The organism is Seonamhaeicola algicola (genome assembly GCF_007997385.1).
Classification (GTDB): Bacteria; Bacteroidota; Bacteroidia; order Flavobacteriales; family Flavobacteriaceae; genus Seonamhaeicola; species Seonamhaeicola algicola.
The window spans coordinates 219371-235759 of record NZ_VOSC01000033.1; the positions used below are offsets into that span (position 1 = coordinate 219371).

A 16389-nucleotide genomic window follows, 5' to 3' on the forward strand; every position below is an offset into this window, starting at 1 on the left:
TTAGTATAAACTAAACTTAAAACAAATGAAACATGTTTCAAATTATTTACTAATTTTACTTTTTGCACTTGCTTTTTCATGTGTAAAAGACGCAAAAAAGCCTCAACAAACTGTGGCAAATAAAAAAACTGAAGTAAACCAACCAATAACATCCCTACCCTTTAAAACATTAAATTTAAACGATTTATCTGCTTTTAAACCTAGTGGTTCTAACTGGAAAATTGTTGGAAACGTTATAGCCGATAGACAAAAAGAAAAAACCTTAATTGATGAAGACGGTGTTGGAATACTTTTTAATGCCAATGACCAAGAATTTAACAAACAACTTTTTACTGCTTTTGAGCACGGTGATATAGAACTTGAACTTGATGTTATGATGCCTATTAAATCTAATTCAGGTATTTACTTTCAAGGACGTTACGAAATACAATTATTAGACAGTTGGGGCGTAAAAGACCCTAAACATAGTGATATTGGAGGTATTTATCAACGCTGGAATAAAGATGCCGAAAATGGAAAACAAGGCTACGAAGGGCATCCTCCAAGAATTAATGCTGCAAAAGCCCCTGGTTTATGGCAACATTTTAAAATTATATTCCATGCACCTAAGTTTGATAATTCTGGTAAAAAAATTAAAAACGCTTGGTTTGAAGAAGTTTGGTTAAATGGCTCATTAATTCATAAAAATGTTGAAGTTAAAGGTCCAACAAGAGCCGCTGCTTTTAGTGATGAAACAGCAAGAGGCCCGCTTATGATACAGGGAGACCATGGACCTGTTGCTTTTAAAAACATAAAATACAAATTATATGAAATTGATAAACTTCAGCTTTCAAACATTGTAAGAACAGAGTACAAAACTAAAAGTAAAACTATAGACAATTTAGATACTATTCCTATTGCCAATGAAACTCCCGTTGATAAATTCACACTTGTTGATGTTACAAAAACTAAAGAGCACAAGTTAATTGCACATACAGGAACTATTAATATTCCTGAAACAGGCGATTATTTATTTGAGTCTCGCACAAACGGTCTAGCCCATATAGTTATAAACAATAAAAGAGTACTTGTATCTAAGGATAATATGAATACAATTCATAGTAATGTTGTTAAACTTGAAAAAGGAACATACCCATTCAAAATAATATACAATCAAACAAAACCATGGGCAGGTGGCTTTACACTTCATGTTGAAGGGCCTAATTTGCAAAAATATTCTATACAAGAAGATGTATGGAAAGATGCAAATAAATTTAATCCGCTAAATGGAATTGTTATTAACCCAGAAAACACCCCAAAAATACAACGCAGCTTTGTTACACATAAAAACGAAACAAGAACTCACAGTATATCTGTTGGCTTACCTGAAGGTATTCACTACTCTTATGATTTAGCAACAGGATCTTTACTAAAAGCATGGAGTGGCTTATTTTTAAACACAACACACATGTGGTTGTCTAGAGGTTATAAACAACTTGGAGAACCTGTAGGTTTTTCTATTTCATTACACGGTGGCTTAGAATTTGCAAATTTAAAAAACCAAAATACACCTTGGCCACTACCTCAACCAGAGAACAAAGGCATTAAACAATTAGGTTATGAATTAGATTCTGAAAAACTACCTACATTTTCATATGCAATTGAAGGGGCTACTATTTCAAATTACTTTACAGTGTCTAATGAAAATCGTAATCTAACCAAAAACATAACTATTGATAGCAAACAAAACTTATGGCATAAATTAGCCGATGGTGAAAGTATTAAAGTACTACCCAATAATACTTTTATTGTGAATAACGAAAGTTACTATATTGATTTTTCCGGCAATAATTTTAAACCAATTATAAGGAACATTGATGGTAAAGATGAATTATTAGTTGAAGTTCCTAAAGGTAAAAACACAATAAATTATAGCATTATTTGGTAATTAAAAACAATTAATCATGCAAAAAACAATAAAACTTTTAACAGTAATTTTAAGCATTTGTATTGGTCAATTTGTTTTTGGTCAATCAAAATCTAAAGAATCAGAATATTACAAAATTGTTGATGTTCCAATTCCTAATGATGTAAAACTAGAAGTTGGTGGCTTAGCCTTAACCGATGATGATAAATTAGGTGTCTCAACCAGACGCGGTGAAGTTTGGTTAATAAATAACCCCTACAGCCAAAACCCAGAGTATAAACTATTTGCTCAAGGTTTACATGAAGCATTAGGCTTGGGCTACAAAAATAATGGTTTCTATTTATCACAACGGGGTGAATTAACAAGACTTGAAGATAAAAATGGTGATAATGAAGCCGATGTGTATAAAACCATTTTTTCATGGCCACTATCTGGTAACTACCATGACTACTCTTACGGTCCAAAATTTACCAAAAATGGCGATATGATTGTTACCTTAAATCTTTCATGGTTAGGTGGTGGAAAAAGCACCGTACGTTGGCGTGGTTGGATGCTTAAAATATCACCTGAAGGTAATGTTACTCCAATAGCTACAGGTTTACGTTCTCCTGCTGGATTTGCTATTAATCCTGAAGGCGACTTTTTCTATACTGAAAACCAAGGTGACTGGGTAGGTTCCGGTAGAATGACACACTTAGCTATGGGAGATTTTGCTGGCCATCCGGAAGGGTTAAAATGGAGCGATGACCCGCTATCTCCGTTAACCTTAAAACCTGATGATATAAAAGACAATTCTGGCATGACCCTGTATGAGTACGCCAAAAAAGAAAAAGAATTAAAAGCACCAGCTATTTGGTTTCCGCATACTATTTTAGGTATTTCAACATCTGATATTTTATATGATACTACCAATGGTAAATTTGGACCGTTTGAAGGCCAACAATTTGTAGGTGACCAAGGGCACAGTAAAATTATGCGTGTTTACATGGAAAAGGTAAACGGTGTATATCAAGGTGCAGCCTTCCCTTTTGTTGAAGGGTTTTCTTCAGGTATTTTACGCATGATTTGGGGAAGCGACAATAGCATGTTTGTTGGTATGACTAGTAGAGGTTGGGCCTCTACAGGTAAAAAAGAATTTGGCTTACAACGTTTAGTTTGGACAGGTAAAACACCTTTTGAAATTAAAACTATGAAAGCCCAAGCAGATGGTTTTGAATTAGAATTTACCAAACCAGTTAGTAAACAACAGGCTGAAGATATATCAAACTATAAAATGAAAACCTTCACATACAAATACCACAAAACTTACGGTAGCCCTATTATAGATCAGCAAAATGCTATGATTCACAAAGCTGAACTTTCTGATGATGGCTTAACCGTTAAAATAACTGTTCACGGTATGCGTTTAGGATTCATTCACCAATTAGAAATACCAAAATTAAAGGCTAAAACTGGTGAAACTTTATTGCATAAAAAGGCTTACTATACTTTAAACGAAGTTCCTGGTGGCGAATTAAAATCTATGCAAATGGAAATAAAAAAATCTGGTAAAAAAATTGAACAACCAAAGCGCATTACAACAATGCCACATGAATGGGGTGAAGCTGGTGCCGACCAAAAAGTAGTATTAGGTACTATACCTGGTTTAAAGTATGATACTGAAGAAATTACAATTAACCGTAATAGTAAAATAGAGTTCACACTTAATAACAACGATGATATGATACACAACGTTGTTATTACTAAACAAGGAAAAGAAACACCACTTAAAGTAGGTGAATTAGCGTTAAATCTAGGCCTTGAAGGACCAGATTTAAACTACGTACCGTTTAGTGATTTGGTAATAGCACACTCTGGGACTGTTGGACCAGAAGACTCTGAAACCATTTATTTTACAGCACCAAGCAAACCAGGTGAATATTGGATAGTTTGTACTTTTCCAGGACATTCATTTACTATGAGAACTAAACTAATTGTAAAATAAAAACTATAATTATTGCACAAAAAAAGCGGCCTATTAGCCGCTTTTTTTTATATAGAATTTTTAAAAATAATTACTCAACAATAAACTTACCTTTCATTATAGCGTAATGCCCAGGAAAACTACAAATAAAATCATAAGTTCCTGCTGCAGGAGCATCAAACTCAATAGATGTTGTTTGCCCGCCTCCAATTAAATCAGTATGCGCAATAATATCATCTTTTCCAGATTCTGGAATATACTTTGTATCTCTGGCTGTAGCTGCTTTTCCTGCAAATGTTGCTATATCAACACCTTGTTTTAAAATAACCACATTATGGCCCATTACGTTTAAATCCATTTTTCCTTTGTGGCGTAATGTTAACTTTACTTTTTGCCCAGCTTTAGCTTTAATTTCATTTTTATCAAACTTCATCATATCATCACCAACTAAAACTATATTGGCTACGTTATCTTCTTCTTTAACCTCTTCAGTAGTTGTAGATTTATTTTCATAAGAAAACGACTCTTTTTTCTCTTTCTTCTCCCCACCACAACTAAATAAAACTGATGCAGCAAAAACTGATGTTAATACATATTTAAATGTTTTCATTTTTAAAACTAAATTTTGTTTGTTAATATTCTAATGTGTTCAATGCACTAAAATACGGCAAAAAAAAAAGTCTCAAATTATATTTAAAAAATATTTACTTGTAAGTACTTAATTTTTTCGTTAGAAGAATTACAAACTATTATTTACACTAAAAATTGAAACAAATCTGGTTTGTTATTTAAGTAGTCGCCGTAAAAATTATGAGCCTTCATTTTTGCTATTAAAGGCTCTAAGTCTTTTGAAGATTTTAGTTGAACCCCAACCACTGCCGAACCATTTTCTCTGTTGGTTTTTTTTGCATATTGAAAATAGGTAATATCGTCATTTTCACCTAAAATATCAACCACAAATTGCTTTAAAGCACCAGCACGTTGTGGAAATTTCACAATAAAATAATGCTTTAAATTAGCATAAAGCAGAGCGCGTTCTTTAATTTCGGGAGTTCTGGTAATATCATTATTACTTCCGCTAACAACACAAACAACATTTTTATTTTTTATAGCTTCTGCGTAAAAATCTAAAGAAGCAATGCTTAATGCTCCTGCGGGCTCAACAACAATAGCATCTTTATTATAAAGTTCTAAAATAGTTTCACATACTTTACCTTCAGGCACTGGAATTACAGCATCTAAATATTGTTTACAAATAGGAAAAGTTAAATTACCTACGCGCTTAACAGCAGCACCATCAACAAACTTATCAATATTTTCTAAAGTTGTGTTTTCATTATTTTTTATTGAAGTAGCCATAGATTGTGCTCCTTGCGGCTCAACTCCTATTATTTTTGTTTTAGGCGACATGGTTTTAAAAACGGTTGATAAACCTGCTGCTAAACCACCGCCACCAATAGGTATAAAAACATAATCAATAGTTTTATTACTTTGTTCTATTATTTCTAAACCTACAGTTGCTTGCCCTTCAATTACTTTTTCATCATCAAATGGATGAATAAATATTTTGCCTGTACTATTACACTCTAACATGGCTGCGTGGTAAGCATCATCAAACGTATCACCTTGTAACTTGATATCAATATAGTTTTCACCAAACATTTTTACCTGCTCAATTTTTTGATTGGGCGTTGGTGCTGGCATATATATAACACCTTTAATTTTTAGTAACTTACAGGATAGTGCTACACCTTGCGCATGATTACCTGCGCTTGCACAAACCACACCATTATTTGCTTGTTTTTGCGATAAAGAACTTATTTTATTGTAAGCACCTCTAATTTTATATGAGCGTACTTGTTGAAGATCTTCTCGCTTAAAATAAATAGTAGAATTATATTTTTTTGAACACCTTAAGCTATGGTATAAAGGCGTAACTGCCGATACTTTTTTAATAGTATCGGCAGCTAGCTTTACATTGTTTATGTTAGGAAAATATATGTTGTTTTCCTGCGTCATAATATGTTTTTGGTATTAAACTATTGGCTTCATAGCCGTCATTGATGTTCTTAAGAATCTACCAATTTTTTCAACTGGGTGATTTCTTAATGCTGCATTAACTTCAATTAATTTAGCGTTATCAACACCTTCTCCGTTATCTTTTGCATAAGCTTTTCCAATAACATCAGTATCAATAGTTTTCATAAAATCTGCTAATAAAGGTTTACATGCATGATCAAATAAATAACAACCGTACTCTGCAGTATCTGAAATTACGCGATTCATTTCGTATAATTTCTTTCTAGCAATAGTATTTGCAATTAATGGTGTTTCGTGTAAAGACTCATAGTATGCAGACTCATCAATAATTCCAGATTCAGTCATAGCTTCAAAAGCTAATTCTACACCTGCACGCACTAATGCCACCATTAATACGCCGTTATCATAATATTCTTGCTCACTAATTTCCATATCACCTGCTGGTGTTTTTTCAAAAGCTGTTTCAGCAGTTGCAGCTCTCCATCCTAATAAATTAGCATCGCCATTAGCCCAATCTGCCATCATTCCGCTAGAAAAATTACCTTCCATTATATCATCCATATGCTTTTGGAATAAAGGACGCATGATATCTTTTAACTCTTCAGATAATTCAAAAGCTTTAATTTTTGCAGGGTTTGAAAGTCTGTCCATCATGTTTGTAATACCACCGTATTTTAAACCTTCAGTAACAGTTTCCCAACCGTATTGAATTAATTTTGAAGCGTAACCTGGCTCAATACCTTTTTCAACCATTTTATCAAAACATAAAATAGAACCTGTTTGTAATAAACCACAAAGAATTGTTTGCTCACCCATTAAATCACTTTTTACCTCAGCAACAAAAGACGATTCTAGTACACCTGCTCTATCTCCACCTGTTGCAACAGCATAAGCTTTTGCTTGGGCTAAACCTTTACCTTCAGGGTCATTTTCTGGGTGAACTGCAATAAGTGTTGGCACCCCAAAACCTCTTTTGTATTCTTCGCGTACCTCAGAACCTGGTGATTTTGGCGCACACATAATTACGGTAAGGTCTTCACGAATTTGCATACCTTCTTCAACAATATTAAAACCATGAGAATATGCTAAAGTTGCTCCTTTTTTCATTAATGGCATTACAGCGTTAACAACATTTGTGTGCTGCTTATCTGGTGTTAGGTTTAAAACCAAATCGGCTGTTGGAATTAATTCTTCATAAGTACCAACTGTAAAACCGTTTTCAGTAGCATTTACGAATGATGCGCGCTTTTCTTTTATTGCTGCCTCACGTAATGTGTAAGAAATATCTAACCCAGAATCTCTCATGTTTAAGCCTTGGTTTAACCCTTGAGCTCCACAACCTACTATTACTATTTTTTTGCCTTTAAGTGCGTTTACACCATCTGTAAATTCTGATGCATCCATGAATCTACATTTAGACAATTGGTTTAATTTACCTGCTAATGTAAGTGTGTTAAAATAATTTTCCATTTGTAATGTTCTTGTTTTAATACTTGTTTTTACCTAACAAATTAGGTGTGATATTTAATGTTTATTGTTTGTTTTTTTCGGCTTTTAGTAGCTCTGTTATTCTCATTTCGTCTTTTGTAACAGCTATTCTTCCAGAGCGTACAAACTGCATAATACCAAAAGCATTTAAATCTCTACGCAGCGCTTCAATTTCATGACGTCTGCCAGTTTTTTCTAACACAAAAAATGCTTTGTTTACTGTAACAATTCTTGTGTTGCTTTCTTTTATTATGTTTTGTATTTGCGGCTCTTCAAACAACAATTCAGACTTTATTTTGAACATGCAAGACTCTGTAAAAATAGTTTCATTATCTGTGTGATAATAAGCCTTAATTACTTCAACTTGCTTTTCTATTTGTCCTACTATTTTTTTTGCTTGAGTTTCAGATATGTTTACCACTATTACAAAACGGTTAACGTTTTCAATTTCAGACTGCGATGTGGTTAAACTTTCAATGTTTATGTGCCTGCGTTGAAAAATGGCTGAAATACGATTTAATAACCCGATGTTATTTTCGGTGTAAACTGAAATCGTGAATGTTTTTAGTTCTTCGTTCATTTTTTAAAAGATATTTGAAAAAAGGCGAAAAATAGTGCTTATAACACATTTTATTTTTGATAAAATCACCTTTTATCTTTTGTTCTATACTTTAAAACTGTTTTTAGCTTAATCTTACATCTGATACCGATGCTCCAGTAGGTATCATTGGAAATACATTGTCTTCTTTTTCAACACAAACTTCTAAAAAGTATGATGATTTTGAAGCTATCATTTCTTCAACAGCACTGGCTAATTCTTCGCGTTTTGTTACACGCTTAGCTTCAATGTGATATCCTTTTGCTATGGTTACAAAATCTGGGTTTGTCATTTCAGTTGATGCATAGCGCTTATCAAAAAACAGTTGTTGCCATTGGCGTACCATACCTAAAAACTCATTGTTAAGCACTACAATTTTTACGGGTACTTTTTGCTGAAAAATAGTACCTAACTCTTGTATATTCATTTGGTAACCACCATCACCAATTATTGCTACAACTTCGCGCTCTGGCGCTGCCATTTTAGCGCCTATTGCCGCTGGTAAAGCAAATCCCATGGTGCCTAAACCACCCGATGTAATGTTACTTTTGGTTTTGTTAAACTCGGCATATCTGCAAGCAATCATTTGGTGTTGCCCTACATCAGAAACTATAGCTGCATCACCTTTACTTTGTGTGTTAATTTCTTTTAACACTTCGCCCATGGTTAAACCTTCTTTTTCAGGCAGTAAATCGGCTTTAATTACTTTATCAAATTCAATTTTATATAAATCTTTAAACTCTTGGTGCCATGCTTCGTGTTTGTTTTCGTTAAGTTCATTTAGTAACAATGCTAAACTTTCTTTAGAATTGCCCAAAACAGCAACATCGGTTTTTACATTTTTATCTATTTCAGCCGGATCAATATCAAAATGAATTATTTTGGCTTGTTTGGCATAGGTTGCTAAATTTCCTGTAACACGATCATCAAAACGCATACCTATGGCTATTAACACATCGCATTCATTAGTTAACTTATTGGGTGCATAATTACCATGCATACCTACCATACCAACATTTAATGGGTGCGATGTTGGTATTGCAGAAGCCCCTAAAATAGTCCAAGCCGATGGAATACCTGCTTTTTCAATAACTGCTTTAAGTTCGTTTTCTGCTTCACCTAAAATAACACCTTGCCCCCAAACAATTAGCGGTTTTTTGGCATTGTTAATTAAGTGGGCTGCTGCTCTTACAGACTCAATATTTGTTTTAGGCACAGGCTTGTAACTTCTTACACTTGAACATTTTTCGTATTTAAAATCGAATTCTTGAAGCTGTGCGTCTTTAGTAATATCAATTAACACAGGGCCTGGTCTGCCACTTTTAGCTATGTAAAACGCTTTAGCTATTACCTCTGGAATATCTTCAGCTTTTGTAATTTGATGATTCCATTTGGTAACAGGTGTAGATATACCAACAATATCTGTTTCTTGAAACGCATCACTTCCTAATAAATGCGAAAATACCTGCCCTGTAATACACACCATTGGTGTAGAATCTATTTGCGCATCTGCAATACCAGTTATTAAGTTGGTAGCACCCGGGCCTGAGGTTGCCATAGCTACACCTACTTTACCAGATATTCTGGCATAGCCTTGAGCGGCATGGGCTGCACCTTGTTCATGACGTGTTAATACGTGATGAATTTGATCTTGGTATTTAAACAACTCGTCATAAACAGGCATAATGGCACCTCCTGGATATCCGTAAAGAATATCAACACCTTCAGCAATTAAGCATCTTATAATTGCTTCGCAACCTGTTATGCGTTCAGTTTTTGTGGTTTCCGTTTTCGTTTTTTCTATGGTCTGTGTTTCTTTCATAATCTTCAACTTTATATTGAAAGACTCTTTTTGTTTAGTTGGAAATTTTAATACTTATCTGTTACGCAACCTTCAGAAGCTGGCGCTACACATTTAGCGTATTTATATAATATTCCTTTTTTATGTTTTAATGCTGGCTCTTGCCAGTTTGCTTTTCTTTGAGCCAATTCTTCTTCAGAAATTAGTACGTTAATTGAGTTGTCTTCGGCACTAATTCTAATGGTATCACCTGTTTCAACTAACCCAATAGCGCCTCCAGATTGTGCTTCGGGAGTAATGTGGCCAACTACAAAACCGTGCGTACCACCAGAGAAACGACCATCGGTAATTAACGCCACCGATTTTCCTAAACCTGCCCCCATAATTAATGATGTAGGCTTTAACATTTCTGGCATACCTGGTCCGCCTTTTGGCCCAACGTACCTTATAACTACAACGTCACCACGTTTTACCTCGCCATTTGAAATTCCTGTATTGGCATCTTGCTCACTGTTGTAAACAACGGCTTTACCTTCAAACACTAAACCTTCTTTTCCTGAAATTTTTGCAACAGCACCATCTGTAGCTAAGTTTCCGTATAAAATTTGTAGGTTTCCTGATGTTTTTAATGCTTTATCTGTAGGGTAAACAATATCTTGATCTTCAAACTCCATGGCTTTAACATCGGCTAAGTTTTCGGCTAATGTTTTTCCGGTAACGGTCATGCAATCACCGTGCAAGTAACCTTCTTCTAAAAGATATTTCATTATTGCTGGCGTACCACCAACACCATGCACATCTTCCATTAGGTATTTACCTGAAGGTTTTAAGTCTCCAATTAAAGGCGTTTTATTGCTTACGCGTTGAAAATCTTCTAAAGTAAAATCTATATCAGCAGCATGTGCAATAGCTAAAAAGTGTAAAACAGCGTTGGTTGAACCTCCTAAAGCGTTTACTAGAGTAATGGCGTTTTCTATAGATTTTTTTGAAATAATATCCAAAGGTTTTAAATCTAACTCTAATAAATTTTTGATGGCTCTGGCGTACCTTTCAGCTTCAGATAATTTATTAGGGTTTTCTGCTGGAATTGATGAGTTGTAAGGTAATGCAAACCCCATACACTCTATGGCCGACGCCATGGTATTTGCCGTATACATACCGCCACAAGCACCTGCTCCAGGTATAGATCTTTTAATGATTTCTTTGTATTCTGCTTCGTCAATTTCGCCTGCTACTTTTTGCCCTAATGCTTCAAAAGCAGATACAATGTTTAATTTTTTACCTTTGTAATTACCCGATTTTATGGTACCACCATACATCATGATTGACGGACGATTTAAACGCAGCATTGACATAACTGCACCGGGCATATTTTTATCGCAACCTACAATAGCTATTAAACCATCATAGCTTTGTGCATTCATAATAGTTTCAATTGAATCTGCAATAATATCTCTAGATACAAGTGAGTAATTCATACCCGATGTACCCATTGAAATACCATCAGACACACCAATAGTATTAAACCCTAAACCAACCATACCAGCAATATTGCACTCTACTTTAACCTCATCTTTCAAGCCGTTAAGGTGCATATTACATGGGTTACCATCATACCCGGTACTTGCAATACCTATTTGAGCTTTCTGCATGTCTTCATCAGAAAAACCAACAGCATACAACATGGCTTGTGATGCTGGTTGCGATTCGTCTTGCGTTAATCTGCTACTATGTTTGTTTAGTTTGTTCATTTTTTATGATAAAAATTTAAATCTTAGTTAGTTAAATTATGATATTTATATGTTTTTAAGAATTTTAACAAATAATATTAATATTCAACAAACGAAAATAACCCTTTAGCTACTTGTAGGCATTTTTTATTGTTTTTATGGGTTAAATTCACTACACCCAAAAACAACTTAATTATTTAAAAAACAATTAGTTAACTTTGTTTTTTTATGATGCCCAATACGCTAAAAAAAATCATAAAAAAACCTTCCTATATATTTTTAGGAAGGTTTCATTTTATATTAATTTATTAAACAGCACTTCCTTATCATTGTGAAATAATCACAATGACGCTAATTGAAATACTATTTAATACGGTATGTTTCATACTTGTTGCAACAAATATTTATAGAAAAATTTTAGAATACAACTTTTTTCTTAAAAAAAACAAAAACAAGGTGTCTTTGGTTTAATTTTTATATTTTTGCGCCACAATAATAGAGGAAAGATTTGACTGATTGCAACCTCTTTATATCTAACACATTATGATATAAGTAAAAATGCTAAAGGCAGTGTTAACTTCCTGAGACGTTTACGTCAAATCAACCTCATTTAAAATTTTTAACAATGTCATATTTATTCACTTCAGAAAGTGTATCTGAAGGACACCCAGACAAAGTTGCTGACCAAATTAGTGATGCACTTATAGATAATTTTTTAGCTTTTGATATAAACTCTAAAGTAGCTTGCGAAACCCTTGTAACCACTGGGCAAGTTGTACTTGCTGGCGAAGTAAAATCTAACACTTATTTAGATGTACAACAAATTGCTAGAGATACCATTAACAAAATTGGTTACACTAAAGGCGAATATATGTTTGATGGCAATTCATGCGGTGTGTTTTCGGCTATTCACGAACAATCTGACGATATTAACCGAGGTGTAGATAGAGCTACCAAAGAAGAGCAAGGAGCCGGAGACCAAGGTATGATGTTTGGTTACGCCACCAATGAAACTGAAAACTACATGCCTTTAGCTTTAGATTTATCGCATAGAATTTTAAAAGAGTTAGCTGAATTACGCAGAGAAAACAAAGACATTACTTATTTAAGGCCAGACTCTAAAAGTCAAGTTACTATTGAATATAGTGATGATAATGTACCACAACGCATTGATGCTATTGTAGTTTCTACACAACATGATGATTTTGCTGATGACACTACTATGCTTGCCAAAATTAGAGAAGACATTAAAACTATTTTAATACCCAGAGTAATTGCAAAATTACCAGCTGCTATTCAGGCTTTATTTAATGATGATATAAAATACCACATTAACCCAACCGGAAAATTTGTAATTGGTGGTCCACATGGTGATACCGGATTAACAGGAAGAAAAATTATTGTTGATACTTATGGTGGTAAAGGCGCACATGGTGGTGGTGCTTTTTCAGGCAAAGACCCAAGTAAAGTTGATAGAAGTGCCGCTTACGCTACACGCCATATTGCTAAAAACTTAGTTGCTGCTGGTATTGCCGATGAAGTTTTAGTACAAGTTAGCTACGCCATTGGTGTTGTAGAACCAATGGGTATTTTTATTGATACTTATGGTACTGCAAAAGTAAATTTAACTGATGGTGAAATAGCTGCAAAAGTTTCTGAAATTTTTGATATGAGACCATTTGCTATTGAAGAGCGCCTTAAACTACGCTCGCCAATGTATAGCGAAACTGCTGCCTATGGCCATATGGGGCGCACCAATGAAACAGTTACAAAAACATTTAGTCAACCAAATGGCGAAAACGTAACACTTAATGTTGAATTGTTTACTTGGGAAAAGTTAGATTATACAGATAAAATTAAACAAGCCTTTAAAATATAACGCTTGTTAATTAATGGTTGTACCACCAAAAAATGACAAATGAAAAAACGAATTAACAGAACTATTCGTATTTCAAAATATGTTATTTACAAGGAAACATTAGTTGATTTTAAAGAGCACTTTTGGTCTTTTGTTGGTGCTTTTATTGGTATTGGCTTAATTGCCATGATACAATCACTATATTTACCCAAAGTAGAAAATACCTTTTTAATAGGTTCTTTTGGTGCTACTTGCGTATTAATTTACGGTGCTATTCAAAGCCCTTTTTCACAACCTAGAAATTTAATTGGAGGCCATTTAATATCTGCCTTTGTGGGAGTAACTATTTTAAAGTTACTCCCCGATATTATTTGGCTTACAGCGCCATTAGCCGTGGCTATTTCTATTGTACTTATGCAATTTACAAAAACACTTCATCCTCCTGGTGGAGCAACTGCTTTAATTGCTGTAATAGGCACTGAAAAAATAAGAGATTTAGGCTATTATTATTTGTTTGCACCTGTACTTTCGGGTGTTATTATTTTGCTTATAGTTGCACTTATTTTTAACAATATGACTTCTAAAAGAAGCTATCCCACAAATAGCAAATACACCCGTTCATTTAGAAAAAAAACTAAAAACTAGTTTGTTTTTAATTACTCAAAAAAGCATATTTAAATTAACTAAATTTTCACTTGGTTATATAAAAAAAACAGCTAATTTCGTTTAAAATTTAACTACAAAATTTCTTAAATTTAAAATATTATTTTGGCTTACTACAATGCTTAAATTCATACTATAATGAGCTTTAATTTTAGAAAAGCTCAAAACCAAGATTTACCCTTTTTACTACAACTAGAAAAGGAGGTATTTCCAGCATACCAACAAAATTCAAAACAAAATATAAAAAAAAGCTTAAGCAGTAATTTTCAAGAAATTTTTATTGTTGAAGACACTATTGCTAACCAAGCCCCTATTGGTGCATTTGTGTTATTTAAATATACACATTCATTACGCATATACTCTGTTGGCCTTATAAAAGCATATCACAACAAAGGTATAGGCTCAATTATTTTAAATTATATAAAAACTTATGCTGCAGCACATAATTTTAACACTATAATATTAGAAGTTAGTGCTACAAACCAACAATTAATTAATTGGTACAAAAAGCATAATTTTACTGAAACAGCTTTATTAAATAACTATTACACCGAAGGTTTACACGCCATAAAAATGAAATACAACCAAGAAAACGCTACTAAAGATTACAAAAATATTATTGTAATAAACCAGCCTTTTAAATGGCAAGAAAACACTATAAACGCCAAAGTAATTTCGGTTAAAGATTATATTAACAACACGCAATACCACAACAACCCAGACTACAGAATTTTTAACCTTTGCAGCTCATACAAATACCAAAGCTATGGGTATTATGTTTCTTTGTTAGCATCGGCACGCGGACAAAGAGTTATACCTAGCATTACGGTTATTAGAGATTTTAGAATAAAAAATGTTATTCAATCTATTGCTTTTGATTTAGATGCACTTATAAACAAAACATTGTTAAAAATTTCAAATAGTGCTTTTTCTTTAAACATTTATTTTGGGCAAACACCCAACAAAAGTTACAGAACATTAGCATCAAAACTATATCAAATTTTTGAAGCTCCTTTTTTTAAAGTGAACTTTATTAAAAACGAAAAATGGTTAATAAAAGACATTAAAGTTTTTACCTTTCAGGATATTGATAATGATACTGAAAAAGATTTAATGTACAGTTTTGCCGTAAATTTTTTCAATAAAAAAAGACACAATTACCCAAAACTAGCTAATTACAAATATGATTTGGCTGTTCTTGTAAACCCAAAAGAAGAAACACCGCCATCAAACGCTTTAGGCTTAGAAAAACTTAAAATAGCAGCTAACAAAAAAGGCGTGTATTTAGAGCTAATAACCAAGGCCGACGTTGATAAAATTAACGAATTTGATGCACTTTTTATTAGAGAAACCACCAATGTAAACCACTATACCTATGAGTTTTCAAGGTTGGCTTATGCCGAAGGCATGGTGGTTATTGATGACCCTTGGTCTATACTTAGGTGCTCCAACAAAATTTACCAAAATGAATTGTTTAAAAAGCACAAAATAAAAACGCCACAAACTATAGTACTGGCCAACAATATTTCTAACTTAAAACAGTTAGACGCTTTAACCTATCCGGTGGTTTTAAAACAACCAGATAGCGCGTTTTCATTAGGTGTTATCAAAGTGAATAATAAAGAAGAAGCTAAAGTTGAATTACTTAAGTTATTTAAAAAATCAGACATGGTTATTTGTCAAGAATTCTTGTATTCAGAATTTGACTGGAGAATTGGAATTTTAGATAACACCCCACTTTTTGCTTGTAAATATTTTATGAAAGAAAACCATTGGCAAATTTATGATTGGAATAGCGAAAGTGATGATCCATCAGGCGATTACGTAACACTACCAATAAATGAAGTACCAGAAAAGGTGATAAAAGTAGCCCAAAAAGCGGCTGCTTTAATTGGAGATGGACTTTATGGTGTAGATTTAAAAATTGTGAATAATGAAGTTTATATTGTTGAAGTTAATGACAACCCCAATATTGATGCCGGCGTTGAAGATAGTGTTTTAGGCGATGCGCTTTATGACACAATAATTGATTCTATAATTAACCGCATAAACATTGCAAAAAACATACAAAAAATAAAATTAACAGAATAAATAGTTTATACCATCAAATATTGAAAACAAAAAAGCAAGCTAAATAGCTTGCTTTTTTGTTTTTTGTGGGAAGAGCAGGATTCGAACCTGCGAAGGTAAAAACCAACAGATTTACAGTCTGTCCTCGTTGGCCGCTTGAGTATCTTCCCAAAACCGAGCGCAAATATACCGCACTTGCAACAATATACAAAGCAATATTTTGAGAAAATTTAAAAAGCATGCTCAAATTATTTTTTTTGCACAAAACAACA

11 protein-coding genes and 1 tRNA gene are annotated in these 16389 nt (G+C 33.4%); 5 read left to right on the top strand and 7 right to left on the bottom strand.

Features of this window, described 5'->3' with window-relative positions; all coding sequences use genetic code 11:
* Positions 1-25: 25 nt before the first annotated feature.
* The gene (locus FUA26_RS14720) at positions 26-1927 is read left to right on the top strand and encodes a family 16 glycoside hydrolase (RefSeq protein ID WP_147137824.1); all 1902 of its coding nucleotides are present in this window, start codon (positions 26-28) and stop codon (positions 1925-1927) included.
* 16 nt (positions 1928-1943) lie between these two features.
* Positions 1944-3890, top strand: a complete 1947-nt coding sequence (locus tag FUA26_RS14725; protein WP_147137826.1) for a plastocyanin/azurin family copper-binding protein — start codon at positions 1944-1946, stop codon at positions 3888-3890.
* A 70-nt stretch (positions 3891-3960) separates the two neighbouring features.
* Here FUA26_RS14725 and FUA26_RS14730 read toward each other — a convergent pair whose 3' ends face one another.
* From FUA26_RS14730 to ilvD, 6 genes are all read right to left on the bottom strand, one after another.
* Positions 3961-4479 carry a plastocyanin/azurin family copper-binding protein gene (locus FUA26_RS14730; protein ID WP_147137829.1) on the bottom strand — a complete coding sequence of 173 codons (519 nt, stop codon included), beginning with the start codon at positions 4477-4479 and terminating at the stop codon, positions 3961-3963.
* A 143-nt stretch (positions 4480-4622) separates the two neighbouring features.
* Positions 4623-5888, bottom strand: coding sequence for a threonine ammonia-lyase IlvA (gene ilvA / locus FUA26_RS14735; RefSeq protein WP_147137832.1), 1266 nt, complete (start codon positions 5886-5888; stop codon positions 4623-4625).
* A gap of 15 nt (positions 5889-5903) precedes the next feature.
* Positions 5904-7379, bottom strand: a complete 1476-nt coding sequence (gene ilvC / locus FUA26_RS14740; protein ID WP_147137834.1) for a ketol-acid reductoisomerase — start codon at positions 7377-7379, stop codon at positions 5904-5906.
* Positions 7380-7440: 61 nt separating this feature from the next.
* Complete coding sequence (gene ilvN / locus FUA26_RS14745; RefSeq protein ID WP_147137836.1) at positions 7441-7977, bottom strand: acetolactate synthase small subunit; 537 nt, start codon at positions 7975-7977, stop codon at positions 7441-7443.
* Positions 7978-8080: 103 nt separating this feature from the next.
* Entirely contained in the window at positions 8081-9817 is a 1737-nt protein-coding gene (gene ilvB / locus FUA26_RS14750; RefSeq protein ID WP_147137838.1) for a biosynthetic-type acetolactate synthase large subunit, read from the bottom strand.
* Between the two features lie 47 nt (positions 9818-9864).
* On the bottom strand, positions 9865-11547 hold the full coding sequence (gene ilvD, locus FUA26_RS14755; RefSeq protein WP_147137840.1) for a dihydroxy-acid dehydratase: 1683 nt from the start codon (positions 11545-11547) through the stop codon (positions 9865-9867).
* A gap of 604 nt (positions 11548-12151) precedes the next feature.
* Between ilvD and metK the strand changes: the two genes are divergently transcribed.
* The 3 genes from metK (at position 12152) to FUA26_RS14770 (ending at position 16138) form a co-directional block, all read left to right on the top strand.
* Positions 12152-13405 carry a methionine adenosyltransferase gene (gene metK / locus FUA26_RS14760; protein ID WP_147137842.1) on the top strand — a complete coding sequence of 418 codons (1254 nt, stop codon included), beginning with the start codon at positions 12152-12154 and terminating at the stop codon, positions 13403-13405.
* A gap of 39 nt (positions 13406-13444) precedes the next feature.
* On the top strand, positions 13445-14029 hold the full coding sequence (locus tag FUA26_RS14765) for an HPP family protein (RefSeq protein WP_147137845.1): 585 nt from the start codon (positions 13445-13447) through the stop codon (positions 14027-14029).
* 156 nt (positions 14030-14185) lie between these two features.
* Positions 14186-16138, top strand: coding sequence for a GNAT family N-acetyltransferase (locus FUA26_RS14770; RefSeq protein ID WP_147137848.1), 1953 nt, complete (start codon positions 14186-14188; stop codon positions 16136-16138).
* Between the two features lie 66 nt (positions 16139-16204).
* On the opposite strand, the gene FUA26_RS14775 is transcribed toward FUA26_RS14770, so the two are convergent.
* Positions 16205-16287: transfer RNA gene (locus FUA26_RS14775), tRNA-Tyr, on the bottom strand.
* Positions 16288-16389 lie beyond the last annotated feature (102 nt).

What these genes read in the sequence shown, in the direction of transcription:
- FUA26_RS14725 (WP_147137826.1), top strand. Translation starts at nt 1,944, where the DNA reads ATGCAAAAAACAATAAAACTTTTAACAGTAATTTTAAGCATTTGTATT.
- ilvB (WP_147137838.1), bottom strand. Translation starts at nt 9,817, where the DNA reads ATGAAAGAAACACAGACCATAGAAAAAACGAAAACGGAAACCACAAAA.
- ilvC (WP_147137834.1), bottom strand. Translation starts at nt 7,379, where the DNA reads ATGGAAAATTATTTTAACACACTTACATTAGCAGGTAAATTAAACCAA.
- ilvN (WP_147137836.1), bottom strand. Translation starts at nt 7,977, where the DNA reads ATGAACGAAGAACTAAAAACATTCACGATTTCAGTTTACACCGAAAAT.
- FUA26_RS14765 (WP_147137845.1), top strand. Translation starts at nt 13,445, where the DNA reads ATGAAAAAACGAATTAACAGAACTATTCGTATTTCAAAATATGTTATT.
- FUA26_RS14770 (WP_147137848.1), top strand. Translation starts at nt 14,186, where the DNA reads ATGAGCTTTAATTTTAGAAAAGCTCAAAACCAAGATTTACCCTTTTTA.
- ilvD (WP_147137840.1), bottom strand. Translation starts at nt 11,547, where the DNA reads ATGAACAAACTAAACAAACATAGTAGCAGATTAACGCAAGACGAATCG.
- FUA26_RS14720 (WP_147137824.1), top strand. Translation starts at nt 26, where the DNA reads ATGAAACATGTTTCAAATTATTTACTAATTTTACTTTTTGCACTTGCT.
- metK (WP_147137842.1), top strand. Translation starts at nt 12,152, where the DNA reads ATGTCATATTTATTCACTTCAGAAAGTGTATCTGAAGGACACCCAGAC.
- ilvA (WP_147137832.1), bottom strand. Translation starts at nt 5,888, where the DNA reads ATGACGCAGGAAAACAACATATATTTTCCTAACATAAACAATGTAAAG.
- FUA26_RS14730 (WP_147137829.1), bottom strand. Translation starts at nt 4,479, where the DNA reads ATGAAAACATTTAAATATGTATTAACATCAGTTTTTGCTGCATCAGTT.